The sequence below is a fragment of the Bacillus sp. FSL K6-6038 genome (assembly GCF_038050455.1).
Classification (GTDB): Bacteria; Bacillota; Bacilli; order Bacillales; family Bacillaceae_G; genus Bacillus_A; species Bacillus_A pseudomycoides.
In genome coordinates, this window is the sequence record NZ_JBBOUH010000001.1 from 2619877 (window position 1) to 2645788 (window position 25912).

General features: G+C 33.7%; 22 protein-coding genes, 2 pseudogenes, 1 riboswitch and 1 other annotated feature. Of the genes and pseudogenes, 7 read left to right on the top strand and 17 right to left on the bottom strand.

Annotated elements, in window-relative coordinates; all coding sequences use genetic code 11:
* Positions 1–355: 355 nt before the first annotated feature.
* The 11 genes and pseudogenes from NSQ40_RS13505 to NSQ40_RS13555 all read right to left on the bottom strand — a co-directional run bounded on the left by NSQ40_RS13505 (position 356) and on the right by NSQ40_RS13555 (position 13707).
* Positions 356–1276 (bottom strand): macrolide 2'-phosphotransferase, encoded by a 921-nt coding sequence (locus NSQ40_RS13505; protein WP_006094989.1) that lies wholly within the window; start codon positions 1274–1276, stop codon positions 356–358.
* A 536-nt stretch (positions 1277–1812) separates the two neighbouring features.
* Positions 1813–3345, bottom strand: a complete 1533-nt coding sequence (locus NSQ40_RS13510) for an alpha/beta hydrolase (RefSeq protein ID WP_098060005.1) — start codon at positions 3343–3345, stop codon at positions 1813–1815.
* Positions 3346–3672: 327 nt separating this feature from the next.
* Positions 3673–4362 (bottom strand): thiaminase II, encoded by a 690-nt coding sequence (gene tenA / locus NSQ40_RS13515; protein WP_258248393.1) that lies wholly within the window; start codon positions 4360–4362, stop codon positions 3673–3675.
* 178 nt (positions 4363–4540) lie between these two features.
* A riboswitch (TPP riboswitch) is annotated at positions 4541–4647 on the bottom strand.
* A 186-nt stretch (positions 4648–4833) separates the two neighbouring features.
* Positions 4834–5549, bottom strand: a pseudogene (locus tag NSQ40_RS13520) (MBL fold metallo-hydrolase).
* 169 nt (positions 5550–5718) lie between these two features.
* A complete protein-coding gene (locus NSQ40_RS13525; RefSeq protein ID WP_258248392.1) occupies positions 5719–6744 on the bottom strand; it encodes a homoserine dehydrogenase in 1026 nt (341 codons plus the stop codon).
* A 186-nt stretch (positions 6745–6930) separates the two neighbouring features.
* Positions 6931–8172: an esterase/lipase family protein gene (locus NSQ40_RS13530; RefSeq protein ID WP_040119589.1), complete on the bottom strand. Its 1242-nt coding sequence runs from the start codon at positions 8170–8172 to the stop codon at positions 6931–6933.
* Positions 8173–8422: 250 nt separating this feature from the next.
* Complete coding sequence (locus NSQ40_RS13535; protein ID WP_033796168.1) at positions 8423–9103, bottom strand: lipoprotein BA_5634 family protein; 681 nt, start codon at positions 9101–9103, stop codon at positions 8423–8425.
* Between the two features lie 97 nt (positions 9104–9200).
* Positions 9201–11132 (bottom strand): ABC transporter permease, encoded by a 1932-nt coding sequence (locus tag NSQ40_RS13540; RefSeq protein WP_018780574.1) that lies wholly within the window; start codon positions 11130–11132, stop codon positions 9201–9203.
* Positions 11107–11877 carry an ABC transporter ATP-binding protein gene (locus NSQ40_RS13545; RefSeq protein ID WP_041488879.1) on the bottom strand — a complete coding sequence of 257 codons (771 nt, stop codon included), beginning with the start codon at positions 11875–11877 and terminating at the stop codon, positions 11107–11109. The genes NSQ40_RS13540 and NSQ40_RS13545 overlap by 26 nt, the downstream gene beginning before the upstream one ends.
* A 142-nt stretch (positions 11878–12019) precedes the next feature.
* Positions 12020–13003, bottom strand: coding sequence for a sensor histidine kinase (locus NSQ40_RS13550; RefSeq protein ID WP_018780576.1), 984 nt, complete (start codon positions 13001–13003; stop codon positions 12020–12022).
* Positions 13000–13707 carry a response regulator transcription factor gene (locus NSQ40_RS13555; RefSeq protein WP_258248391.1) on the bottom strand — a complete coding sequence of 236 codons (708 nt, stop codon included), beginning with the start codon at positions 13705–13707 and terminating at the stop codon, positions 13000–13002. Before NSQ40_RS13555 ends, NSQ40_RS13550 begins: the two co-directional genes overlap by 4 nt.
* Positions 13708–13916: 209 nt before the next feature.
* Between NSQ40_RS13555 and NSQ40_RS13560 the strand changes: the two genes are divergently transcribed.
* The 5 genes from NSQ40_RS13560 (at position 13917) to NSQ40_RS13580 (ending at position 18482) form a co-directional block, all read left to right on the top strand.
* A complete protein-coding gene (locus NSQ40_RS13560; RefSeq protein ID WP_258248390.1) occupies positions 13917–15059 on the top strand; it encodes a DUF418 domain-containing protein in 1143 nt (380 codons plus the stop codon).
* A gap of 123 nt (positions 15060–15182) precedes the next feature.
* Positions 15183–16301 carry a sensor histidine kinase gene (locus NSQ40_RS13565; RefSeq protein WP_258248389.1) on the top strand — a complete coding sequence of 373 codons (1119 nt, stop codon included), beginning with the start codon at positions 15183–15185 and terminating at the stop codon, positions 16299–16301.
* Positions 16302–16335: 34 nt separating this feature from the next.
* The gene (locus NSQ40_RS13570; RefSeq protein ID WP_033797642.1) at positions 16336–16941 is read left to right on the top strand and encodes a response regulator transcription factor; all 606 of its coding nucleotides are present in this window, start codon (positions 16336–16338) and stop codon (positions 16939–16941) included.
* Positions 16942–17148: 207 nt separating this feature from the next.
* Positions 17149–17787, top strand: a complete 639-nt coding sequence (locus tag NSQ40_RS13575) for a class I SAM-dependent methyltransferase (RefSeq protein ID WP_003204528.1) — start codon at positions 17149–17151, stop codon at positions 17785–17787.
* Between the two features lie 266 nt (positions 17788–18053).
* Entirely contained in the window at positions 18054–18482 is a 429-nt protein-coding gene (locus NSQ40_RS13580) for a cell wall hydrolase (protein ID WP_003204532.1), read from the top strand.
* Positions 18483–18634: 152 nt separating this feature from the next.
* Here NSQ40_RS13580 and lysS read toward each other — a convergent pair whose 3' ends face one another.
* Positions 18635–20194: a lysine--tRNA ligase gene (gene lysS, locus NSQ40_RS13585; protein WP_258248388.1), complete on the bottom strand. Its 1560-nt coding sequence runs from the start codon at positions 20192–20194 to the stop codon at positions 18635–18637.
* Between the two features lie 83 nt (positions 20195–20277).
* Positions 20278–20535, bottom strand: a binding site (T-box leader).
* A gap of 127 nt (positions 20536–20662) precedes the next feature.
* Here lysS and NSQ40_RS13590 point away from each other — a divergent pair.
* On the top strand, positions 20663–21562 hold the full coding sequence (locus tag NSQ40_RS13590; protein ID WP_258248387.1) for an SMP-30/gluconolactonase/LRE family protein: 900 nt from the start codon (positions 20663–20665) through the stop codon (positions 21560–21562).
* A gap of 221 nt (positions 21563–21783) precedes the next feature.
* On the opposite strand, the gene NSQ40_RS13595 is transcribed toward NSQ40_RS13590, so the two are convergent.
* Together NSQ40_RS13595 and NSQ40_RS13600 are read right to left on the bottom strand one after the other, a co-directional pair.
* Positions 21784–22119, bottom strand: a complete 336-nt coding sequence (locus tag NSQ40_RS13595; RefSeq protein WP_006095004.1) for a hypothetical protein — start codon at positions 22117–22119, stop codon at positions 21784–21786.
* 11 nt (positions 22120–22130) lie between these two features.
* Positions 22131–23300, bottom strand: a complete 1170-nt coding sequence (locus tag NSQ40_RS13600; RefSeq protein WP_003204545.1) for a ParM/StbA family protein — start codon at positions 23298–23300, stop codon at positions 22131–22133.
* A 240-nt stretch (positions 23301–23540) separates the two neighbouring features.
* Between NSQ40_RS13600 and NSQ40_RS13605 the strand changes: the two genes are divergently transcribed.
* A complete protein-coding gene (locus NSQ40_RS13605) occupies positions 23541–23945 on the top strand; it encodes a hypothetical protein (protein ID WP_018780584.1) in 405 nt (134 codons plus the stop codon).
* Positions 23946–24165: 220 nt separating this feature from the next.
* On the opposite strand, the gene NSQ40_RS13610 is transcribed toward NSQ40_RS13605, so the two are convergent.
* The 3 genes and pseudogenes from NSQ40_RS13610 to NSQ40_RS13620 form a co-directional block, all read right to left on the bottom strand.
* Positions 24166–24654 (bottom strand): GNAT family N-acetyltransferase, encoded by a 489-nt coding sequence (locus tag NSQ40_RS13610; protein WP_098715794.1) that lies wholly within the window; start codon positions 24652–24654, stop codon positions 24166–24168.
* 26 nt (positions 24655–24680) lie between these two features.
* A pseudogene (locus NSQ40_RS13615) lies at positions 24681–25039 on the bottom strand (hypothetical protein).
* A 253-nt stretch (positions 25040–25292) separates the two neighbouring features.
* Positions 25293–25889, bottom strand: coding sequence for a YhcN/YlaJ family sporulation lipoprotein (locus NSQ40_RS13620; RefSeq protein ID WP_018780585.1), 597 nt, complete (start codon positions 25887–25889; stop codon positions 25293–25295).
* Positions 25890–25912: the final 23 nt, after the last annotated feature.

Genomic DNA, 25912 nt, shown 5'->3' on the forward strand with positions numbered 1-25912 from the left:
CTTCTATATAACAAAGCAAATTTTTTGTTTTTTAGCGTATTCCTCACTTCCACCAAATTATAGTGTCTATGCATGCAAATAATAACATTCCTAAAAAACATCTTAATCCTACTTGTACCAAAAAGTAAACAAAAAAACAAAACTATAATTGACAATAGAGATCTAGATTTGTATAAAGAAATGACAAATCCCGCTATTTGTAAATTAGCGGGATTATCAAATTATCCTATTGTATATTTAACGGACTTTCGCATCTTCAAACGTGTGATGGACAAGAGCTCAACAACTTGGATATACCTTTTTATATGATTATATCCCCCCCTCACAACGCAGCCACTTTACACAATAGAATTTATTATTTCTCATTCACTCCCAAAGCCCCACGCGCCATCTCCATATGTGCCTCTTCCTTTGTCTGTAGTGCAAACAATCCAATCATGACCGGATAAGCAGCGCCAAGTTCGATAATATGTTCAAGCATTCTCGGCCAAACTTTTCCTCCTGCTTTTTCATATTCGTTTAATAATACTTTCAAATTGTCCTCTCCAAAGATTGTGAGATACAGAGTAAAGTCAGTAGCGGGATCTGTCACTTTCGCCTCTGTCCAATCTAGCAGGCCTGTTACTTTGGTATTTTCATCAACTAAAATATGCGGTGGATGTAGATCACCATGAACAAATGCAGAGTACTTTGGCCAATACGATTCATCCGCAAGCCATTTTTGCCAACGCTCCCATAGTTCGGCTGAAACACCAAGTTGTGATTTTATTTGATGCATTCTATCTACTAACAATCGCTTTGCTTCAGCAGGTTGAAGAACTTCAAGTCCATGTTTAGTAGCCTCAACATGATTAATTGAATGCAACGCAACAAGTGATTCGGCTAACGATCGAATAAACGTCATAGAAGGGGGATTATTTTGAATGTGCCACACATAATTTTGTATTTCTAAATCAATAACAGCAGCAGGATTCCCCTTTACTAATGGATAAGCAATTAATTCTGATGTGTTGATTTTCCAATTTGGTACTGCAACAGGTACATATTTTTGAACAAGCTCAAGTATTTTCCCTTCTAATGCCCCTCTTTCAATGACATCAGGTCTTCTCGGTTTCCGAAGAACCCATGAAGCGCCCTTCTCATCAGTAGCAAATACAACTTGAAAGTCCATTCCTGATTCATTTAATTCAGCGCTTTCTTTATTCAATGGTAAACCATTTTTTTCAGCGATTTTTAAAATTTCTTCTATACTTTTCTGTTCATTTGCATTTGTCATCTTTAAACACCCCTTTAAAATTCTTCATATAAGCACAAAAAACATAAGCTGATTACCTGTACTTTGAGTAAACGGAATAATTTATCACAAATAAACTGAAAAAATCCCCTTTTAAAATAATGATCTTCTCAGTCTTATGAATGATCTTTGGATAAAATGAAATATTTTATGAGTCACACCTTATCACTTAAAACACCTCATCAGAAAAATAGAAGCGATTATGAATCATATGACATTATTTATTATATTTGTAAAGACACCAAAAAGAGCGCAGTTTTGCTCCGCTCTCTTTTTGCGTATCACCCAAATAGGGGTTACCTTAAAAATAGGCAGACCAATCCCGATTACCCTGCACACAGGCAGAGCCTTCAATTAGCGGCTCAAAGTATGAAATCGGAATCTGAAAAATGCCATTAGGTAAATCCCTCCGTTCTTTATAGTTGCTTACATCATACTATGATTATATGTGTTTCACAATGAAAAATGATTTTATCTTAAATGTAACAAATCGTTATTAAATGATAATGTCCCTATTTTCATTTGGCTCTTCCTTGCACCCAAGTAGCAATGTCATTTATAACATACTCAGGGATATTGGTAGGACTATTATATTCATCCGGTTTACTTAATTCCCCATCACCTTCTGTAAAGAAGTGATTTAACTTTGGATATAGTCGATAATCTACGTTATCTCGCTCTTTTAATTGTTCTTTCCAAAGAGGAATTTCGATTTTTGATTGAACTTGATAGTCTCTTTCTCCCTGAATAATAAGAAGAGGTGTCTTTTGTTCTTTGGACATTTCCGCTGCCTTAATTTTACGAATAGAATCCCAAAATACAGGTGATCCTAAATAAAAATCTTTTGGAGGATTCTGACTAGAGAAGTTAGGATCATTTAATAATTTAAATTGCTCTTTGTAAAATTTATATTCTTCAGGTTTCATTCTTCCAATAGAAAAAAGATAATCAAATTGATCTAAAACAACATCTTGGATTGTACGAGCTGGTCCTCCCATTACAATCGCCCCAGCAATATTTTGATTTTGGTCTTTTTCGATCATTTGCGGAACCATCATTCCACCTTGACTATGACCAAGAATATAAATTTGATTCTTGTCTATCATAGGTTCATTTTGAAGAAAACGAGTGGCAAGAAGTGCATCGTCCGTTGTCTCTTTATCAACTGTATAAAAAGGACTAAATTGCGTCTTCAATCCATGTTCATAGGTTCGTTTATTATAGCGAAGGACAGCAATTCCTTTTGAAGCAAGACCTTCAGCTAAATCGCGAAATGGTTTTAAAGCAAATGCAGTTTCATCTTGATCGCTTGCTCCAGATCCTTGAACAAGGATAACCACTGGGAAAGGACCATTTCCCTTTGGAACAGACAATGTTCCTGGTAATGGAAACGCGCCACTTCCGACTACTACTTCTTTTTCAACAAATGATTCAGGCTTACTATATGATGGACGTTCTGCGACAGGACTAAACGACATGCTAAATTGAAAATCATCTATTTTTCCAGATGGATCTAATTTAATTAGTAAAGGCACAGTAAATTGTTCAAAAACTAATCCAATCTCTACATTTGTATGAACGGAATTTGTCTCTTTTTGTTTTACCTCTCCAATTCCAATAAAAGAACCTGCTTGTAATTGTACTGGGAGTCCCTTCCAATAACTCTCCAGCCATTTTTCAGATATTATCTTCTGTAAAGATCGAGAAGTTAAATCAAATGCAGATTTATAATTTTCAGCATGCATATCACGAATAAATGTAAGAGTAGTAGATATAACAGGATTTTCATCATCAACATTGTCTATTTCTTTTATATTTGTGTTTGTTTCCTTTAATGTCGAAATAAATTGGTGGTTGAACGGATTATTATATGTATTGGCATAAAAACTTGTTTTCAATACATCCATATTCCTCCCCTCATACAAACTTGAAGGACTCACGAAATTTTTAGGTGAAATTACTTCCTCCGCATATGAAACAGAAGGAATACTTATCACACAAATTGCACTAACGAGTAAAAAATTATTTCCTATTCGTTTTCTTGTTTTCATATTTATTGATCCCTTTCCAAAATTAAATTTTTTTAATAGAACACCCCAATTATTGTAAGTGGAATAAAAAGTGTCAAAAAGATTAATAATCTTCTTTACGATTACCCTCTAACAAGTTAAAAAGGAATTATAAACAAAATTCAATAAAAACCATCTTCTCCCTCTTTTTTATTGTGTAATTTTTTTATAATATGTAATCAATTAATCACTAAAATTAATTTTCCTAAAACATAGAATATAGATATTATTATTTTGTAAAAAAAATGACTAAACTAAGTTAGTCATTTTCTATACTCTCGCATGCTTGATGAGAGACATATCTTTTCATTATAAACTTACATCTTCTACTTGTTCTTCCACTGGCCACTTTTCTAATGTGTAAGCCATCTCCCAAAATGAATACTCATATTGACTGCTAATTACAAAATGCTGTTCCATTCGCTTACGATCAGCTTCTGTTACTGTTTCAGCAATGGCATCTAATCTAGCAATTTGCTCTTCTACTAAAGTACGGAACCAATCAGAGCCATATGCGGAAATCCATTCTTGGTAAATTGGTTCTTCAGGTTGACATTCCTTGAGTCGCTCACCAATTTCATAATAAAGCCAATAGCAAGGCAAAATTACTGCGATAACATCCCCGATATGCCCATCATATGCAGCGCGATACATATGTGATGTATACGCATAAGCCGTCGGTGCAGGAATGAACGATTCTTTTTCTTCTTTCGTAATTCCTAGTTTTTTAGCGAAATTCTCATGCAGTGATAATTCCGCTTGATATGTATTTTGTGCATGGTGCGCCATACGGGCTGTCGTTTCTAATTCAATAGCTTTTGCTGCTCCTAACGATTGGATTCTTGCAAAATGACTTAAATAATATGAATCTTGCAAAACGTAATAGCGGAAACTAGCTAAATCTAATGTGCCGTCTCCTAGTTTTGTTACAAATGGATGATTAAAACTTGCTTCCCAAATTGGATTAACTTCTTTACGTACTAACTGTGAAAATGACATGAAAGACCCTCCAATAAACATTTTAATAATAAAAATGAAACAGATTTCTTAACGAATCGCTCGTTAACGACTAGACTACAGAGATTTACTTCAAATAGGTGCACAAAAATAAAAAAGCTTTCTTTACAAACACGTAAAGAAAGCGGACTGGACATCATCAATATTTTAAAAATATCATCTTCTGTCACTTCCACTTCCCTACGCTGGTATTACCCAGATCAGGTCCTAAGAGTTTCAAAAATATTCTTTGATCTCAGCCTATAAAAGGCCCCCCTAGTGGATAGAAATAAACTATTTAACTTTGATACTTATCATAACATAATCCATATAACTATCAAATATAATTTGAACGTTCGAACTTCATAAAGTAAAACTTTATAAAATGGGGTATTCTTCATCATCCCTTACCAGTCGGGCTTTTATGGGCAATTTATACTGGATAAAATACGAGTTTGCATAACAACATTACTTTTATTTTCTTACTAATGTTTCAATCTGCTCCTTCACATTCAAATCACAAACACCACCGTGATAACAAATTATCCTCTCAATATCAAACTCTAAAAATCTTCTAAGTGATTCTGTAGCTGTTTCCATATCTGGTGTCGTATGTGGAACTGGCCCTTTTAGTTTTCCTTCTACACATACCATCGCGTCACCTGCAATTAATGTCTTATACTTTTCACTATATAAACTAATATGCCCCGGAGTATGTCCTGGTGTATGAATCACTTCAATGCCTCCGAGAAATGGAAGTCTTTGTCCATCTTCTAAGGTTTGATTTACTTTTGCTGTTGGAGGATTTTTATATAAAGCTTGCACAACATCTGGAAGTGCCGCCCATTTTTCTTCACTCATTTTATTTGGATCTCCTTTAATAAGGGGTAACTGTCCTTCAATATAAGGTTTGTCTAATCCATGGGCGTACACTTCAATAGAATGATCTGCCTTCTGCTGTATTTCAGGAAGACTTCCAATATGGTCTATATCTTGATGAGTTAAAATAATTGCTTGTAATTGTTCAAAAGGCACACCAATACCAATCATTGCATCGCGAATCCCTTCTAATTGACCTGGCATACCAGTATCGACTAATAGAGCTTCTTTTCATCCCAAAGTAATGTTGGATTTAATTCAAATCCTTGAATTTTCAATTTCAAAACCGCTAGACCGTTTTCTATTTTCATACTACACGTCCCCCTCGATACATAAATTAGTGAAGTTATTTCTCTTACTAAAATGTATCACCCTAAGGGTTCACTGTCAAATGTTAAAATTTAGATTATAACATGAAAATATTTATTTGTCAAGTTGATTGTTATCTTTTTCATTTTAATTGAAGACTATATTTTTTCATCATACATCTTTTCGATACAAATTAATTAAATCTTTCAAAGCCGCTGCCGCTGCTCCTCTTGGGCTTGAAGCTCCTCCGGTTGAAGTAACTTTCCCCATCGTATCAGTATGAAAAGTGATTCCTTTTTCTGTTCCATTTACATGAGCCAATGGATGCCCTTTCTCTATTTCACGCGGGCATACTTCAAGTTTAAGATTTCCTGAATGATCTTTATATGCTGTTGCAATTAGTTTTAGAGATTTACCTTGTTCTTTTGCTTTCTCTATATCTTGTTTTGTAACATCCTCTATACCTTTTATAGATATACAATTCAATGAACATTCTGCTTGCAGCAAACTATTTGCCAATAATAAAAGTTTACATGCACTATCCATTCCACTTACATCTAATGAGGGGTTTGTTTCAGCTATCCCTTTGTGCTGCGCTTGATGCAATGCTTCCTGGAATGTTACATCTTCTTCATACATTTTTGTAAGAATATAATTTGTTGTTCCATTTAAAATACCTTCTATACTTTCAATTTGACATCCTGCTAAATTGAATTGTCCAATATCTAATGTAGGGAGTGCAGCAGCAGTTGCGCCGCTATAACAGATACGTACGTTTGCGAGTTTTGCCTTTTCTTTTATTTCTTTCCATGCGTTAACAAGTGCTCCTTTCGAAATAGCTACTACATCCATATGGTTTTCAATCGCTGTTTCAATGTATGTTCTTCCTGGTTCACCAGTTTGAAGATTAGTTGGTGTCGATTCAATTAATACAGTACCAAAAGGAAGCTTTTCACTTTTATCAAGTGGATAGTGTTTGGTATACTTCTCTAATACATGAGAACCAGTACCATAAGTTAATAATTCTTTAATATGTAAACCTTTGTCATTATAAAGATTGACTGTACTCCCAATAATTCCAGTAAAAACAAGTTCGATGCCGTACATCTCTTTTATATATGAAGCTTTCTCAAATACCAATCTTACAAACTCTTTTCCAACAGTTCCATATCCAGATATCACCACGTTAACTCTCATATCATCACCTCGGACTATCATGCTATTTTAATGTTAACTCCATTATACTTCGAAAGTACAATACAATTCACGAAGTAAAAACTCCCTCAGAATAATCTGAGAGAGTTTTTATATTTCGATATAAATAGGAATTCAGTCCCCCCGCTATTCGTGGACAGTAAGACCCCCAATGATTACAGTTTTACTTTATTTTGGTAAATTGGATAACTTTTCAGCGATTGTTCGGTAAAAAGCATTAATATCAGAAAACCCTAATGAGTCCGAAACACTTAGTCCAACCATATCAAGGTGATCCCAGTTTTGTTTTGTCTCAATATGGTTCCATTTTCCAAGCTCTGGTGTGTCATTATTATTTATAATCGTATCAGTTGATGGTCCCACCATTGAACTTGTATTCACTACACCATCATTTTGCCACCAAGATGAATCGATGAATGGACGATTCTGTTCGTATCTTGCATATGCCCCTAAGAAAATTGCATTTCCCATTAGTGTCTTATTCATTGTAATGTGCGGAAAATGGATCCCTGTTATAGGTGCGGCTTGTGTTGCATGTCCGCTGTAAGAGAAATAATATACATCTGGTTGCGCTTTTACCCAGTCATTTAATTCCTTCGCTCCATCTGTACTTAAATCCCATTGACTTATATCTTTCGTATCCTTCAAAATGGAACTATTTAAGACACGGTTTGAATATTGATAAAATGACTCCCCAGCTTTCTTTTTAATTCCCCATTGATCCAATTTAAAGTCGTATAGTGATAGATTGTTATTTTCTCCGATTCCAGCAGTTGCGACGAGTAATTGCTTTACAGCTGGTAGAAGTAAACTTCCATCTGCAAGGGTTGTCCCGTTGTGAGGTGTTGCCAATGCCGTTACACTATGAACATATGATTTTCCGCCCTGGAACAACGGAGACACCTTCACATCTACATGCTGTTTTGCATAATCCCTCTCTTCTTGATTTCCTTCTTTTAATATTTGAACAAGTGTACGTATCGTTTGACCACCCATACTATGTCCTACTAAATGAACCTTATTTGTCTCACTCCAATTTCGGACAAACCCTGTATATGTTCTCCCATATCGATCATGTCCATGTTTCTCAGCGTGAGCCGCTCCATAATCTACTGTTCCCCCATTAATTTCAGCATATAACTCACAAGCACGATCCCAGTTACTTGATAACGGTCCAACAGCAGCGGTATGTACACTGTATCCATCTCTCTTTAAATTCTCTTGAATATCATGTACACCCCCCCAATACTTTACGCCCAATAATTCATCTCTTCCCCACCCTGTAAAGCCATGTACCAAAATAATAGGATTGTTATTTTTCTTTCCTTCTTCCGCATGTGTTGGTACTGGAATAATTACACTCGAAGCGATAAAACATAAAATTAAAAATCCCAAAAGTAATCTTTTCATTTTACATCCCCTTTTCTTATTCTATACCTCCCCAATAAAGCGTTTTCATTTCGCTCCTTTCTTTATGTAATAGAAAAAAAGATCCACAAAGATATACCAACGCAATTAGCAATGGCTATATAGTGTGGATCTCCAATTCTCTATCACAATTATTAACTTAAAGATACTGTAAACTATCTTATCTGAATTGTCTATTAATTATGGAATATTACATAGTTGATAAAGTTTTGTTGACAATTTCCTTTTCTTTTTAACCCTCATCCTCAAAAGTAACAAATTTGACCGATATTAATTTATGAAAATCTTTGACTTGTCTTTTCATCTTTAAATATTCATTCACTAATGTATTGTCTGTTGACATTTTAGGCTTTTCGTAGCCTAATGATTTTTTCAAGTGAATAAGTTGTAATTTTGTTTTATTCGCTTGTATTTCTTTATATACGTCATTTCTTGCAACGATAAGATACCATTGAGATTTGTAGTCACGAGAGTTTCCAATCCAAGCATTACTTTCATATTGAACTGGTATTGTTTTGTCATTTAAGTCTATACTTTCTATATGTTCTTGATCTTCATGTGTAAATACTAACGAATGGCCTTTAGGAATGGTTGGTAATTTTTTTATTGAAATATAATCTAAGCTGTTATTTACATCATTAGTCCGAAAAATTTTATCTTTAATCATAGCTTGAGCTGTAGATTCATCTATAATTAGTACTTTATTTTCACCCATGCTGCCTGTTTTTACTTCAAATACCTCTTTTTCTTTTATATTTTCTTTGTAACGTGTAAAAATTGGTAATGTATATTGTTCGTCTCCAATCATTATTATTCCGTTTGCAGGTTGTGTATTCTCCTTAGATTTAGAACAAGCACTTAGGCTTATTATGGCTAGGACAATTAACATAAAAATCGATACCGTTTTTTTCATTACGACTCCTTTCGTTATACGAATTAGTTATCAAGTATACGCTCTAAGGTGAGACTTTATTTCTCTATAATATAATCAAGCCCTATTCATAGTGCTTTTATTGATCCATTGTCTTATAAAGTTTTTGGAGGTAACGCCAACGAGTTATAAAGAAATACAAAATTTGTATACATACAAATGATATTAAGATAACGATAGAACTGTTTAAAATAGAAAAATCCACTAATTGTTGTAATGCGGTATATGCAACTGCAGTATGAATTACCGCAACGATAATTGGTAAAAAGAACATGATTAGCAGCTGCCTTGTTACGATCCTTTTTAACTCGCGTCTACTTAATCCCATTTTCGAGATCATTTTATATTGTTGCTGATCTCGATTTAAATCTGTATATAAACGGAAATAAATAAAGCTCGCTGCAAATGTAAAGAAGACAATTCCCACTAAAACACTTGCCATAAGTAGTAATCCGTTTGTCTGTTTTGCTTGTAACCACTGCAATGCTAGAGCTGCGAAATAAAAATGGCGCTCTCCACTCTCTCTGTCCAGTATGCTAGTTAATTGTTGTGAAATTTCTTTTGTTTTCATCCAATTATCTGCAACAAATCCGTAAATACGTTCTTTGGACTGCGGGATATCCTCACGATCAATAAAAGGAACTTTATCATACACTTGGTCTTGTACTGCAATTAAAGTACTTCCTACTTCATGTGGTAAAACTAAATGTTTCACAGCCTTTTTCACATGAAATGTTTGCATCCAATCTCCATGAATTACTTCAATTTCTTTTTTGAATTCCCTATTTTCAAATTCTTGTTTTTGTGCCACCCATCCTGGGACTAGCAAAATTTCATCTTCTCTATCAAGCGTCTCCTCTTGATAGCCTAGAGCCTTCGCAAGATTATTATATTCACTTAATTTCATAACAGAAACATTACTTTCCGTATATTTAGTAGAAGCAGATGCAAATTGATAAGAGATATTGGCATCTTCAAGATGCTTCTTAATTGTTGAAAGGTGTTCATTTACCATTTTATTTCCTTCAAAACTCATATACGTAAATGTATAAGGATTTGTCATTCTTGCTAGTTCTTGATTCCCAAGTGCAGCGGTAGTTCCAATTGCAGTGAACGCCACTGCTGAAATGATAGATACAATAAAAAACATCATTGCATTATCTTTCATACGGTAAATTAATTCTGAAAATGTTAATATATTTGTTCTTTTCAAAAATAAAGATTCTCTCTTTTTCGCTATACGCAATAAAAAAACACTACATTGTGTGTATAAAAAATATGTTCCAATGATTACAAGTAATACACCTAATACTAATAGAACCGGATTTTGACTAATGATAAAACGAAATACTGTACTATATCCCCCACCTATACTAAGTAGAGATAAAAATGATAGTAAAAGAGAGGCCTTTGGTTCAGGCTTTGGTTTTTCTTCTGTTTGAATCAGTTCCACAAGTTCAGTCACTTTTATCATCTTAAAAGTAACAAGTGATACAATTAAAAATAAAAGCAGGAATGTAATAATTGTTAATACAATCGCTTGAATTGGAATATAAAACGGCAATCCATTGTTAATCATTAAAATACTTGCGCTAATGAGTAACACTAATTTAGAAAAGATAAGACCAATGATAATACCTATAAAAATCGAAGAAATACCAATTAACATATTTTCAATTAATACTAACTTTTTTAACTGCCTAATAGACATTCCTTGTATCATTAAAATACCAAACTCTTTTTTACGTGTTTTTAAAAATGAGCTTACTGAATATAAGATAAAGAAAAATGAAAAAACAAAAATCAAGCCCTGTGAAATTCTAAACCCAATTGTACCGAGTTCACTTATCGTTTCACTTGTCGATTTCAACTCACCCGTTAAATTAGGATGAAATAACAAAAGTGCATACGTAAAGAAAATCATGATAGAAAATGTACTACTTAAAAAATGAGCGGCGTATGTCCGTTTATTACGAAAAACATTATTAAACGCGAATTGACGAAAAGTCATGCCTTTTCCCTCCTAACAAAGAGAGAACATCCATAATCTTTTGGTAAAAAGCTTGTCTACTTTCACCGCAGTAAATTTCATTATACAATTCACCGTCTTTAATAAAGATAACGCGACTACAATAGCTCGCTGCATATGGGTCATGAGTAACAAGCATCATGGTTGCACGTTCTTTCTTGTTCAGTTCTTCTAACATACCCATCACATCATTCGAAGACTTAGAATCTAAGTTTCCCGTAGGTTCATCCGCTAATAACAATTGTGGCTTATGAATGATTGCACGAGCAATTGCGGTTCGCTGTGCTTGACCACCTGAAATTTCATATGTTCTTTTATGCAAAATATCGAGAATGCCTAACTTTTCTGCAACTTCTTCCACCCGCTTATTCATTTCCTTTACAGCCACTCCATCTAACGTCATCGGCAACACAATGTTTTCTTTTACAGTAAGCGTACTGAGAAGATTAAAAGATTGAAAAACAAATCCTAACTGTTGTCGACGAAATAACGCTAATTCTTCAGATGACAATTGAAAAGGGTTCGTACCATTTATTAAAATGTTTCCTGATGTTGGTGAATCAATCGTGGATACCATATTTAACAATGTAGTTTTTCCACTACCAGACGGTCCCATAATCCCAACAAATTCACCCTCTTGAATAGATAAATCAATATCAGCAAGAGCTTTATAAGGAACTTTACCCTTATATACCTTACTAATCCCTTTCGCCTGCAATATTTCCATACTTTATTCTCCCTTCATTTATACTAACTAATTTGAAGTGTAAAGGAGTTATCTTACATCTCATATTGATTCGTCTTTCATTTATCTTACAACTTTGTAAGATTTCTAAAAAAGCTGATGAAATAGAATCTTTCATCAGCTTTTATAAAGTATAAAAAATAATCCGTACAGTCGTACCTTTTTTTACTTCAGAATAGATTTCTACTTTGTGACCTAAATGTTTTGCAATTTCATGTACAAGATATAGTCCCATCCCTGTAGATTCTTTAAAATCTCTACCATTCTCTCCTGTGAAGAAAGGTTGAAATACTCGTGGTATATCTTGCTTCGGTATGCCTACTCCAAAATCACTCACTTCTAAGATGACCCGCTTGTCTACATTATATGCTTTCAGTATAATTTTTTCTCTACTACCCGTTGAATATTTAATTGCATTAGAGAGAATCTGACCAACTAAGAATTGAAGCCACTTCGCATCACTCTCTACAATGATGTCTTTTTCAATTTTTACTTCGGGATATACAAAATTACGGATAAAAAAACGCTTATGTTCATGTATTGCTTCGTTTACTAACTTATACAATTGGACTCTTTCTACATAAAAATCTTGTGTGAAAGTTTCCAGACGTGCCACATATAAAGCCATTTCTAATCCTTTTTTTAATTTATCCGCTTCTTCATTGATACTTTCAAATCGAGGATCAACTTCATCTTGTGTAAGTAATTCAATAACAGATAAAGGTGTTTTCATTTGATGAATCCATTGATTCATAAAAGTTAAATGCTCCTCATTTTTACGTTCCTGCACTTGTAACTGATTCTGATAATGACGGTATTGTACTTCTAATAACTCATGTAATGCAGTAGACAAGACTGCAAAATCTGATTTTTGCACGGATTCATCTAAAGATCGCAGCGGATTTGCTAACCTTTCATAAAAAGACTTATGGGTAAAATAGCGATATAGTAAATATGCAATCAAAAAACATAATCCTAAAAACATTGCATAAAGTGCAGTTGTCATATGACGATAGCCATCAAACCAATAAACAAGAAAAATAGCAATGAATTGAAAAATTGTAAAGCATAGCAGTGGAATATGCTCACGTATAAATAGTTTTATCATTTTTCTCCATCGATTTCCCATGTTATATGTAATCGATAACCGACACTACGAATGGTTTCAATTGCACCTTGAATACCTAATGCTTGCAACTTTTTCCTAACGCGTGTTGTATTCACACTTAGTGTATTATCATCAACATATGATTCACTATCCCAAAGTTTGTTCAATAGCACTTCTCTACTTACAACGCGCGGATAATTTTTCATTAACATTTCTAACAAAATCGCTTCATTTCTTGTTACATCAATTTCTTGATTACGTAATTGTAATACTAAACGCTCTGGAAACAAAGTAAGCCCTTGTTGTTCAATCATTCGTTCTTCTATTTTGGGTGCATAGTCTCCGTATGCACGCCTTAGTTGACTACGAATTTTCGCCATTACAACTTCATAATGAAACGGCTTTGGAATATAATCATCCCCACCATTTTCTAATGCCATCACTTGATCCATTGTTCCTTCACGAGCTGAAATAAATAAAATAGGACACGTAGAAATAGCGCGAATTTGCCTGCACCAATAATATCCATCGAAACTTGGTAAATTAATATCTAGTAGCACTAAGTCTGGTTTCTCTTGTAAAAACATATCTAATACACATTGAAAATCAACAATAACAATTGCTTGATACCTGTATTTCTCGATATAAGAAGATAATAATTCCGCGATTTTAGGATCATCTTCCACAATCATAATTTTAACCATGTTTTCATTCCTTTCTTATACTCTCTACGTATGCATATACTACCATATTTTTTCTTACTTATTTTTAAAAATTCATTGCATGACTATTTAAACACTGCATTTCTTCGCCTATATGACAGGTGTCATTTACTTTAACTGACACCTATGCATACAAAATACTCCTTTTTAAAGATACAATAATGACAAAATCATAAGAAAAGAGGAAAATAATGAGAAATAACAACAAAAGAATTCGTTTGCTTGATATATTAAGAGGCTTTGCTGTGTTAGGAACACTTGGTACAAACATTTGGATTTTTGCATATTTAGGTGATATTTCTTATATCTTTACGTTCGATCATGCAATTTGGTGGATGTCAGTTAATGATTTTATTCGGCTGTTCGTTTTATTTTTAGTGAACGGAAAACTTCTCGGTTTATTAACAATTATGTTTGGTGTAGGACTTGAACTCAAATATCAACAATCTTTACGCAAAGGAAATACATGGCCTGGCGTTTACCTATGGACTTCTTTTATACTTTTATTAGAAGGTTTCATTCATTTCACCTTGGTTATGGAATATGATATTTTAATGAGCTATGGAATAACCGCAATTATTGTTGCTTTCATTATTAAACGTGGTGACAAATGGATTAATCGAGCTATGAAAATGATAGGTATCTTTCACGGAGCTGCTATGCTTGTCATTCTTGCTATATTTATGTATTTAAAATTCATAGGAGGTAACATTTCACTAGGTAACGCTAATGAAATTGCAACTCTTTATAGTGATGGAACTTGGTTTGAACAAATCCATTATCGACTAACAAACTTTATTGCGAATCGACTGGAAGTAATTTTTGTTATTCCAATGAATATTTTCCTTTTCCTATTAGGGATACGTCTTATGCGTGCTGGCGCCTTCTCCCCTGATGAAAACGGGAAAAGAATTCGTACAAAAATGCTAGAAATCGGCATTATGATTGGTGTCCCTCTCAATCTGTTAATCTTTATTCCGGGCGGTATCTTTGATTTACCAGCTCGTTATTTATTTGCACCTTTCCTTTCTATTTTGTATATTGCATTGATTGCTAAAATGATAGAAAGATTTGAACACTCTTGGTTATGGCGGCGCCTTGAAAATGTAGGTAAAATGTCTCTTAGCTGCTATGTTCTTCAAAATATTCTTTCTTCCATTCTCTTTTACGGTTGGGGCTTCGACCTTGGCAGAAAAGTGAATTCATTATCGATTGTCTTTATTTGGATTTGCATCTGCTTCTTTGAAATTTACTTCGCAACATTTTGGCTAGCTAGATTTAAATTTGGTCCAATGGAGGCCGCACGCAGATACACAGCTGGTTTAATTAAGTAAAAATGATTCTTAGCGGGATTTCATCATTTCCACTAAGAATCGCTCCTTTTAAAATTCAGTGTACTTTACCCTGAAATAGGACTTATTACAAGTCCTTATTCCCTCTTTATAGGAGGATAGTAAATGTTTAAAAAAATTTATCCACACGATCAAATCGAAAAGTACTTATACTTAGATATTATTTTTATTGTCCTTTTAATTTACAATGTAATTCAAGCAGAAACGATTATTAACTTATTCTTAAAAATTGTTCTTTTACTGCTCGTTTTGTTATTTTTTTACTTCGAATTGTGGTATAGAGATTGGCGCCTTCTCCTCTCCAGTTTATGTAGCTGCATATTATTTGCACTACTTGCAATATTCATCGAATCATGGCTGCTTTTTTATGGTTTTGTCATCGGGAATTTATTAGGAAGAGCCCAATCTAAATTGTATATCGGCATCGGTACAGTAGGCATCGCAATGATGTTTTTTCTTGTTAGTTGGTATACCTTTGGTCACCCTTTTTACATATTAAAAACTTCTTTGCTTCTTGCCTTTATCCTTCAACTTGTACAACCATTTGTCATCCATATCCGGGAAAAAGCAAAATCTTTACAAAAGGAGCTAAGCGCCGCAAACTCTCAAATTGAAAGATATATTCAAGAAGAAGAAAGACACCGCATTGCAAGAGACCTTCATGATACACTCGGGCAAACATTGACAATGATTAAACTGAAAAGTGAACTGACAATACGATTGATAGAAAAGGATCCACCACAAGCAAAACAAGAATTAAATGATATTTTAGACACATCACGTTTCGCATTAAAACAAGTACATGAACTAGTTACTGATATGAAATATATATCGATTGAAAGTGAATTAAATCATCTACGTGAGCTATTACATACAGCCGGTATCCAATTTACGACTAATGCAAATAGAAACGCACCTTTGTTAACAAATGTTGCGGAAACAATGGTTGCTCTCTCTATAAGAGAGGCCATTACAAATATTCTAAGGCATAGCCAAGCAAACCATTGTACAATCGTTCAAGAAATGGATACAAAATGGTTTCAAATAAAAATAAACGATGATGGAATTGGCTTTCAACATGAGCCACTTGGATTCGGAGTTCAATCAATTCGGGAACGAATGAAGATAATACATGGCACAGTAGATATACATACATTAAGAAACAACGGCACAACGATTATTTTAAAGATACCTATTTCAACAAACTTAGTAGAAACAAATTAACCTTGTAAAACGATACAAGAAAGGCGGCAGTAAAATGATTCGTATTGTAATTGCTGAGGATCAAAAAATGCTTCGCGGAGCCCTAGTTTCTCTATTAAAACTAGAAGATGACATTGAAGTGATTGCAGAAGTTTCAAATGGGGTAGATGCTTGGAACATTATTACAAAACAACAACCCGATGTGTGTCTTCTCGATATCGAAATCCCCGACATCACTGGACTTGAAATCGCAGAAAAATTAAGAACAATGGGACATTCCTGTAAAATAATGATAGTTACAACTTTTGCTCGTCCAGGATACTTGCAAAAAGCGATGGACGCAAAAGTAGACGCATATTTACTAAAGGACGAACCAATTGAATTTCTTATTGAAGCGATTCATAAAGTAATGAATGGTGAACGTGTAGTAAGTGCAGACCTAACTGCTACGCTGTTTTTAAAAGAAGATAATCCACTAACTGCCCGTGAAGTAGAGATACTCCGTATGGTTAAAAACGGGATGACAACGGGAGAAATTGGTAAAACATTGTATTTAACAAACGGAACTGTTAGAAATTATTTATCATCTTCCATTCAAAAGCTTGAAGCTGAATCAAGATTTCAAGCCATTCGTATCGCTGATGAAAAAGGATGGATATGATGTAAGATGCGGTATAGTAAAAGGGATGCTTCTTCTACACCTTTCCTCCCTGTTAAAATACAAGTTTGTTATAAGTTAATTTAAATATTATTTCTTCTTTTATTCAAATTTCTTATATCAAAAAATTCAGTATTTTTAAAGTCTATTTTTTCCTTAATGCAAATTCTATAATCAAATGTAAACTATAAGAAAGGAATGAGTTAACTAATGAAACAGCAAAAACAATATTGGAACGAGGTTGCACATGAAAAACAATTTACAACTCCCTTTCGATTTGATTTGTTTCAAACACATGTAAAACAAGAAGCGACTATCTTAGACTATGGATGTGGATATGGAAGAACATTGCGCGAGTTAAGAAAAACACAGTTTACCAATCTTTATGGCGTTGACTTCTCAGAAGAAATGATTAAAAGAGCAAAATTAGACGATATGGGGATTCATTTTAGTGTCATTGAAAATAGAAACCTAGCATTTCCTGATAATTATTTTGACTCTGTACTTTTATTCGCAGTACTAACTTGTATTCATAGTGACGAAGAACAAAGAGCCATTTTAGATGAAATTAAGAGAGTCTTAAAACCTAATGGAATAATTTATATTAATGACTTTCTATTAAATCAGGACAATCGTAATTTAAAGCGATACGATCAATTTTATCAAAAATATGATATATACGGTGTATTTGAATTACCTGACGGAGCCATTTTACGCCATCATAATGAAGAACAAGTAAAGTGCTGGATGAAGGATTTTAAACAGCTGGCATATGAGAAAGTGGAATATACAACAATGAATGGGAATCGATCCAACGGGGTAGTTTGTATAGGGAAATTAATAAAATAAAACCTTAGAACTTGGAGTATGCTATGGTGATTTATAATCAGACTAATAATAAAAACTTTACACTTGCATATCCCCTCCTTGTTAAGACAACATTCTTTACTAAAGTTAACACAGCGAAAGAAACAATGCTTTTCTTATTCAACACAGACAGAAAATAATCAAACACTTTTATAAGCCAACTATTCTTAAAACACATTTGTAAAAGCACCACACTCATTTTCCTACATAACCTTTACTATAACCACCTCTACAAGGGAGGAACTAATATGGCTCTTATTCCTTATAATGAAAGCGATGTCGATTTATTAGCACGCTTAATCCGTGCTGAGGCTGAAGGTGAAGGTAGACAAGGCGAACAGCTTGTCGGCTGCGTTGTAGTAAACCGCGTTTTTTGTGACTGCTTAGACTTTAAACAATTACGTACCGTAAGTGATGCGGTATATCAAACTCCAGGTGGATTTGAAGCTGTACAATACGGATATTTTTATCAACGTGCTCGTGACTCAGAAAAAGAAATTGCAAGACGTGTGTTACAAGGTGAATGGCGCTGGCCAGCAAGATGGTCCCTTTGGTATTTCCGGCCGACTGGTGCTTGTCCACCGGAATGGTATAATCAACCATTTGCAGGGCAATTTAAAAGTCATTGTTTTTATGAACCAATCGGGGATGAATGCCCGAAAATGTATACGCGATAATAACTTTATAAAATTCACCACATTCTATTAGTTACAACCTTAAGAATTCAAGGACGCGCATATACAAGTCCTTGAATTCTTAGTTATACTATTAATCAACTCAAACACAGCTTGATAATATAATTTGTGTTTGAGTTAGTATTCTACTCTACTTAGTTACAAAAATCCAATAAGGACACTATTTTCTCGGCACCTATTACAGATATAAGTAACGGTATCCGTGGACCACTTGGCTGATTGATAACAAGTCTATAAATGATTCTAAAAAGTAATTTTTGATTCTCTTTCATTATCTTTTTACTTTCATTATGACAAATTTCATATATCTGTTCCATTATCTTTGGACTATCCGCATTTGTAGGAACTATTTCACAAACTTCTAAAATCCACTTTTTCTGTACCTCTTCCAATGTTTCGTAAAACTCCCAATTCTTTTCTTTATTTACTTCAATGATTTTTTGCGGTTGTAAATTTCGAATCCAGTATTCCACACGATTACTTATTTTCATAATGTCAATCAAGCTATAATCTGCATCCACTTTCGCTAATATCTCTTGTAAAATATGAGTATCAAAGTTCACTAATGGCAAGATGCCTGCTACTTGATTAAATTTTGGTAAGCTGGCATTTTCATCACTAACGCCAGAAAGCCTAATTACATCACGGAACTCTTCATTATTTAGCTTATTATTTTGATAACCTTCTTTATATCTTTCATACTCAGTATAATTCCGAATCACATCCTCATCCATACCAATATGAAATGCTGCATTTGGTTTATATTTTGAAAACATAAATAGAATGACTTCTGGCAAATACACATTTAATAATTCACTTGGAGTAATGATATTCCCAGCAGAACTTGACATTTTTTGATTATTACCTTTTATTCCAATGAAATCATAGGCAACATAATTCGGTGCCTCATAATTGAAAATTTTACTAGCTATCTCCTTTGAAACATTATAACTACCTGTTTCGGCTGAATGATCTCTCCCACCCGGTTCAAAAATCACATCTTCTATCATCCATCTCATCGGCCAATCAATTTTCCAATTTAATTTCATGTGACTCGTTTGCGTTACTGATAATACATTATGACTCCCACATTCACACTCATATCGGATTGTTTCCGATGTTTCATCAAAATTTGTTATTTTTGTTGAATCTTTCCCGCATTGCTCACAATATAGCGTAATTGGATAAAAAATCTCCCGCTCATCTTCAGATGGTTCACTCGTTTTGAATTTCATTAATACGTCGTAGATTTCTTTTCTTCTTTTTAATGCTTGAAGTATATGTTGATTATATCTCCCAGTTCTATATTCTTCATGTTGATAAATAAACTCCACATCAATGCCAAAAGTTTCTAATGATTTTTCAAATTCTTTTCCAAAATGCTCTGCATACGATTTATGGCAACCATATGGATCTGGAATATCACAATATGGCATACCAATATATTTCTCAAATGATGAATCAACGTTTTTCGGAACCTTTCTAAATCGGTCGTAGTCATCCCATGAAAATATAAATCGTGTCTTTTTTCCTAAATCTTGAAGTTCTCTTACAACAAAATAGGTCGTTATTATTTCTCGAAAATTACCTATATGAACAGACCCCGAAGGACTAATTCCGGATGCACATACAAACGTCTCTTTATTTGGATGTTTTTGAATAAGTTCATGCGCGATTTGATATGCCCAGTGCATATAATTCACCTCTTATTAATTTTTTATTTACTCTTCCACTTCCTTTTCAAAACAAAAAAACTCCCACCCCCAAGATTATTCATCTTGAGGACGAGAGTTGTTCACTTCGTGGTACCACCTCAGTTTATTAATATGTCACCATATTAATCTCTTCAGGTACGGCAATCATTTGCTTATACCCTATCTCTATAACGGGAGAACCCGTCGCATTATCCCTAAACAAGTTAGTTCTATGCACAGCTCCAAGTCTTTTTTCGTTAAGATTTTTACCCCTCCTTCTCAGCTACCGGAGTTCTCTGTATGCAATCATTCTTAACTACTCTTCTCTTCATTGCCACTTTTGTTATAAGTTATTTTCCATATAATAATTTATAATGTTATCGTTGTCAAATTTCTCCAAATTGAAGGGTTTGCTACCATTTTCATCGAATATATATAGGTTATCTTTATAGAAAGGAGAAAAATACATTGTTAGGAAAATTAGAATTAGTTATCGATGCTAAAGCAAACTTAGGAGAAGGCCCTTGTTGGGATGAAGAAAAGCAAATATTATACTGGGTTGATATTTTAGGGAAAAAGGTATGCATTTATAACCCTATTACAAATATAAATCGTAAAATTTCATTAGACCAACAAATTGGATGTGTCGTTCAAGATGCATCTGGCGGAGTTATATTAGCAATGGAGCGTGGTTTCCATTCTCTTAATCTTGAAACAGAGGAATTAAAACTTATTCATAACCTGGAGTCTCACCTGTCAGAAAATCGCTTTAACGATGGAAAGTGCGATCCCGCTGGTCGCTTTTGGGCTGGCACTACCGATTTATATGGAGTCAGCGCAGCTGGTTCTTTATATTTCTTGGATACTGATTTTAGTGTAAAAAAGCAATTAGAACATGTAAATACATCCAATGGTTTAGCCTGGTCACCCGACCAGCGGTATCTTTATTTCATTGACACACCTACTAAAAAAGTCACTCGTTTTGATTATGATATACACACTGGAACAATTAGTAACCCAATAGATATCATTATTATTCCTAATAGTGAAGGATTACCTGATGGAATGACAATTGATGAGGAAGGCTGTTTGTGGATTGCACATTGGGGCGGTGCTAAAATCACAAGATGGAATCCAATGACTGGCGAAAAAATTCTAACAGTTCCTGTTCCGGCACTCAATGTAACTTCCTGTACATTTGGAGGACCTGACTTAACAGAATTATATATTACTACTGCCAGGACAAGAATGAACCAAGATCAATTAGAAGTTTATCCATATGCTGGTGGCGTATTCCGAATAAAAACACAGGTTAAAGGGTGTCCAACTTATCAGTTTAATCATAAGAAATCGCAGGTAAAAAAATGAATCGAATAGAGTACATTAGACAAGGAAAAAAGTATCATGACCTTTGTTATGAAGAATCGCTTTCAAAATTCTCCCTCCTTATTTTTTTATTTTAATAAACATCCATTTACCTTCAAAATATTCCGTACTTTCAGTTTGAATTTCGCATGATTAATGGGCAAAAAAAGCCTACCACTTAATCATATTTACAGTGGTAGGCTTTAGATATACTTTTATATGTTTTAAAAGAAGGGACAATCTATTTGATCAATAAATTCCCAAGATTTATTTTCTACACATTCGGCAGGTCCTTTCTTTTCCATTGACACTTTTCTAAGAGGATTTACTTCAAATTTAAACATAGAAGTAGGTTCAATATACATGGAAAAAACATAGCTGCTAGGTAAAGTTTTAGATACATCAATATCGCCTACTTGTTTAAACAATTGCTGGGCACCGTATAAAAAAAATTTTGTTACATCAGATTGCTTATTAATCCATGCGATCATTTCAGAAGATACAGATTTATTTAAATGGATTTTTACCCGATCACCACGCTTATACCGCTTGCGCCCCATACTCACACCAACTAACTAATTGTTAAATTCGTAAATCCCAATTCTTTTTGTTTATGTTCTCTATACCGTGGTGAACATGTATAAACTAATAATCCACGTGCATTTGTAAATAGAGGGTTATCTACAAATATTACATTTTTTAAACGACCTTTTTGTTTTAAAATAAGTTGCAAACTGTTTTTAATGATGACAGCGCCCCCGCCATAGATAAATACATACGGATCATCTTTCATATCATCAATTTTATTAATAATATCCGTTGCAACTCGTGCAGCTAATCCTAGAAATGCCTGTTGTGACTCTTCTACTAGCATTGCATGCCTTGGGTGTTTCTCATTTAAATAAATTTGATTAAACTCTGTAATACTATCTATTGTTTTTGTCGGATGCTTCCGATTCCATCTTGTAATAATCTGCAATAAAGTTTCTTTAACTCCATAGGACAATCCTTTACTTAATTGCGGTCTAAAATTCACTCCAAATGAAACAACTTCCTCAGTTGTACCCGCACCAATATCAAAAGATAATAATGTTTTATCCACAAAATCAATCTCTGTAATAGCATCTTTTTCACTTGCAACTTTATGTTTTAAAATATTACCTTCCTCATCGTACACAATCCCCCAGGTCCCAGACGCCCCTTCTGGTAAGCATTTACAGTACTCAATGGATATATTTATCGTTACATCTCTTCCATTTGGATAATGAAAAATAATTTTATGATTTCCCATATAACGTTTAGCGTTTTCTGCTGCGATTTCTTGCGTAATAGTTTGCATTGGAAGAGCAACTGATAAATCGTAACGAATATTAATATGATCTAATTTCGGACTATGACGCATAGCGCTAATTGCTAAACCTGATAAAATCGTTAGAACCATTAATTCATCTGTAGATTTATTAGACTTCTTCTCTACTTCTGTCCCTTTTAACTGATCATTGATAACCTTTTGCCCAACAATGTAACGTACATTATTCAACATGAGTGAAGATGAATTAATCGTCACATCTATATGATTTTCCACTTCAGATATCGGTACATCCTCTTCGTCTAATAAGCCTGTCGGTTCCCCAATATAGAGTGAATATATACTTGGAATATAAATCGGATTTTGGCCTTTCACCATTAACTTTAAACCATTATTTCCAGCGTCTGCACCCGCTTTTAAAAGTATGGACATATTTACCCCCCAATTTAATCTGACATCCCTTCCAAATATATGCAAATAATAACTTTAACATTCAAACCAAATAGAAATCTTTTTCCTTTCTGTTTTTTAATGTTTATTTCTAAACTGAGAAATAAATAATTAATTTTCATAAATTCATCTATTTATGTAAAATATATTTGACATTACTCCCTGTCATTTTTATACTATTAAGTGTAAAGAGTTTTTTACACTTATAAAGAGGTGAATACGATGAATCAGAATAAGTTTATTTTCGTAGTTATTATACTATCATTACTTGGAATACTCATACATGGCGCATACAAATATACGACCGAAGGAGCCATTCTCGGAGGGACTATTTTTGGAGCTTCTTTAATAATTAGTTATTTAATAAATCATATGACATGGGGAGATCCAAACGGCGTGTCAGAAGAAAGTCAAGATGAAATGGGACAACAAATTACATATAAAAGTTTCAAAATTGGATATTTTGTATTAGTCGTTATTATGTTTATTTTATTGATTTGGTCAGAAGGATTTTCTACCTTATATTCGCTTGATAATATTCAAAATCTCCCTTTATTTATAGCGCTTTGTTCTTCATTCATTGTTATTCCACTTGTAGAATTCGTTGTTTCGAAACGATATCAATAAAGGTATACATAATAGGAGAAGGCATTCCCTTACATAGGAATGCCTTCTCTTTCTTCTTCATATTTTTTACAAACTTGTTCTAATGTTGGTCCAGTTCATCAATAAGCCGGTAATGTTTATAATCAATTTCATAACAGTTATTACACAAAATAGCTATCATTGATATTACCACACTACGCAGCGCCTCTTTTCCTTTTTCGCACGTATACTTGGTGAATTATCAAGATGGTAAATATAAAACAAGCTGCCTTCCAATTGGGCCCATTCTTCTTTGACCTCTATCTTCAAATCCTACTTTTAAATACAGCTTTTGAGCAGGAATATTTTTTTCATTTACAGCTAGTACAATTTCATTTTTATCTGAAAAATAGGATGCTACAAAGTCATGTAATAAGGCTAATCCTTTTTTTGCATACCCTTTTCCTTGTTTCTCGTAATTGATAGAAAAGGCAACTAAAAGTAAAGCATTGGGATTATCTGTGTATTCTGCTACCCTCGTTCCTGATTGTAATGCGAAAATTCCTACTGGTGTATGATTCGCTAAAATAACAACAACATTTCGAGTTGTGTCTTTTTTAGCTTTTTCAAGCAAGTCACTTGGTTTTACTGTAAATTGAATTTGTTCACTAGGTAAAATAAATGCGTCTATAATTTCTTTATATTTTTCATCATATGGAATAAGCTGAATATCTTCTGTTTGCAAATTCATTTTTATTTCCCCTTTTCTTCTAATTACTAACTTAAACCTTGCTGTGACTTAGAACGTACTTTTCCATCTAAAAAGGTAATCTCAGCAAAGGATTGTGGTGGATTTCCTTTCCAGGCAAAAGTTTATTTATAGTTTGATGAATTTTCATTACCTTGATTTATAAGTAAATCCCCTTCAAATCCTATTAATTCTTTTACTTCGTTATATGTCATTTCTTCATTTATTTGTGAGAAAATATTCATATCAATTGTTTCTCTCTTCTTTTTTTCTGTGACAGTTGAAGAAGTTGTTGTTTGTTTCTTTATTTCTTTTTATCACACGCTGTCATACCAAAAATCACACACAGACTAAGACCACAAACTATGAGTGCGCATTTATTTTTCATCATTACAACTATCTCTGGTTTAAAAATGATACCCAAGCATATCTAAATGTAATATATCGCAGAGAAACCAGGATAAACCTCCTTCTTTGTTATGTTTTTTATTCATCATTTTCAGATGGTTTTATATAGTTTTATACACGGTGGATCTGTCGTAACTTCCTAATTATTATTAAACCATATATTCCCTTTTTGATAAACTGAATATTAATAATTAACAAAAACATCTCGCGCCATATAGCACGAGATGTTTTTGTTATCTTTTAAGATGATTATTTGATTGATCTTCTTGTTCTTTTCTTAATTCATTCTCTTCATCTTTTGGTAACTGTTTGTCGTTTTCTTTAATCGGATTCGTTTCTTTATTTTCAATCATATCATTTGGTACTTGTGGCATAACACGTCCAACAATTGCAGCAAGTTCATCAAGAATTCCTTCGCCAGCTTTTCCGTGCTTAATTTGATTCCCCATTCGCTTTAATCGTTCATACGTATCAACATCCGCTACAACAACTGCATTTGCACCATTTGGATCATGTTTTAAGCTTTCAGCGACAGAATACTTGATTGATTCTACACGAGTTCGATCCAGTTTTGCCTTTACATCAATGCCAACAACAGCATATTTTCCAATAACGACTGCGGTCGCATCTTTTACACCTGGTATACTAGAAGCTAAAGAAGCTAAATGATCTGCCACTTTTTCATTCGGTTTTGTTTTATCTTTTGTATAGCTAACATTTCGCATAGATACATTTTTTTGTTCTGGTTTTTCATGAGCATTCTCTTTTTTTCCTACACTACACCCTGTGATAGCAAAACAAATCATAAGCATATATATAAGGATTTTCATCATTTTCACCACTTTATCATTGA

Bases quoted from the DNA above. Each gene is read 5' to 3' on its own strand.
- NSQ40_RS13600 (WP_003204545.1), bottom strand. From the start codon at position 23,300: ATGTCCATACTTTTAAAAGCGGGTGCAGACGCTGGAAATAATGGTTTA.
- NSQ40_RS13525 (WP_258248392.1), bottom strand. From the start codon at position 6,744: ATGAGAGTTAACGTGGTGATATCTGGATATGGAACTGTTGGAAAAGAG.
- NSQ40_RS13575 (WP_003204528.1), top strand. From the start codon at position 17,149: ATGAAACAGCAAAAACAATATTGGAACGAGGTTGCACATGAAAAACAA.
- NSQ40_RS13565 (WP_258248389.1), top strand. From the start codon at position 15,183: ATGTTTAAAAAAATTTATCCACACGATCAAATCGAAAAGTACTTATAC.
- NSQ40_RS13580 (WP_003204532.1), top strand. From the start codon at position 18,054: ATGGCTCTTATTCCTTATAATGAAAGCGATGTCGATTTATTAGCACGC.
- NSQ40_RS13545 (WP_041488879.1), bottom strand. From the start codon at position 11,877: ATGGAAATATTGCAGGCGAAAGGGATTAGTAAGGTATATAAGGGTAAA.
- NSQ40_RS13540 (WP_018780574.1), bottom strand. From the start codon at position 11,132: ATGACTTTTCGTCAATTCGCGTTTAATAATGTTTTTCGTAATAAACGG.
- NSQ40_RS13555 (WP_258248391.1), bottom strand. From the start codon at position 13,707: ATGGTTAAAATTATGATTGTGGAAGATGATCCTAAAATCGCGGAATTA.
- NSQ40_RS13610 (WP_098715794.1), bottom strand. From the start codon at position 24,654: ATGAATTTGCAAACAGAAGATATTCAGCTTATTCCATATGATGAAAAA.
- NSQ40_RS13550 (WP_018780576.1), bottom strand. From the start codon at position 13,003: ATGATAAAACTATTTATACGTGAGCATATTCCACTGCTATGCTTTACA.
- NSQ40_RS13530 (WP_040119589.1), bottom strand. From the start codon at position 8,172: ATGAAAAGATTACTTTTGGGATTTTTAATTTTATGTTTTATCGCTTCG.
- NSQ40_RS13535 (WP_033796168.1), bottom strand. From the start codon at position 9,103: ATGAAAAAAACGGTATCGATTTTTATGTTAATTGTCCTAGCCATAATA.
- NSQ40_RS13595 (WP_006095004.1), bottom strand. From the start codon at position 22,119: ATGGGGCGCAAGCGGTATAAGCGTGGTGATCGGGTAAAAATCCATTTA.
- lysS (WP_258248388.1), bottom strand. From the start codon at position 20,194: ATGCACTGGGCATATCAAATCGCGCATGAACTTATTCAAAAACATCCA.
- NSQ40_RS13560 (WP_258248390.1), top strand. From the start codon at position 13,917: ATGAGAAATAACAACAAAAGAATTCGTTTGCTTGATATATTAAGAGGC.
- NSQ40_RS13620 (WP_018780585.1), bottom strand. From the start codon at position 25,889: ATGAAAATCCTTATATATATGCTTATGATTTGTTTTGCTATCACAGGG.
- NSQ40_RS13570 (WP_033797642.1), top strand. From the start codon at position 16,336: ATGATTCGTATTGTAATTGCTGAGGATCAAAAAATGCTTCGCGGAGCC.
- NSQ40_RS13510 (WP_098060005.1), bottom strand. From the start codon at position 3,345: ATGAAAACAAGAAAACGAATAGGAAATAATTTTTTACTCGTTAGTGCA.
- NSQ40_RS13605 (WP_018780584.1), top strand. From the start codon at position 23,541: ATGAATCAGAATAAGTTTATTTTCGTAGTTATTATACTATCATTACTT.
- NSQ40_RS13505 (WP_006094989.1), bottom strand. From the start codon at position 1,276: ATGACAAATGCAAATGAACAGAAAAGTATAGAAGAAATTTTAAAAATC.
- tenA (WP_258248393.1), bottom strand. From the start codon at position 4,362: ATGTCATTTTCACAGTTAGTACGTAAAGAAGTTAATCCAATTTGGGAA.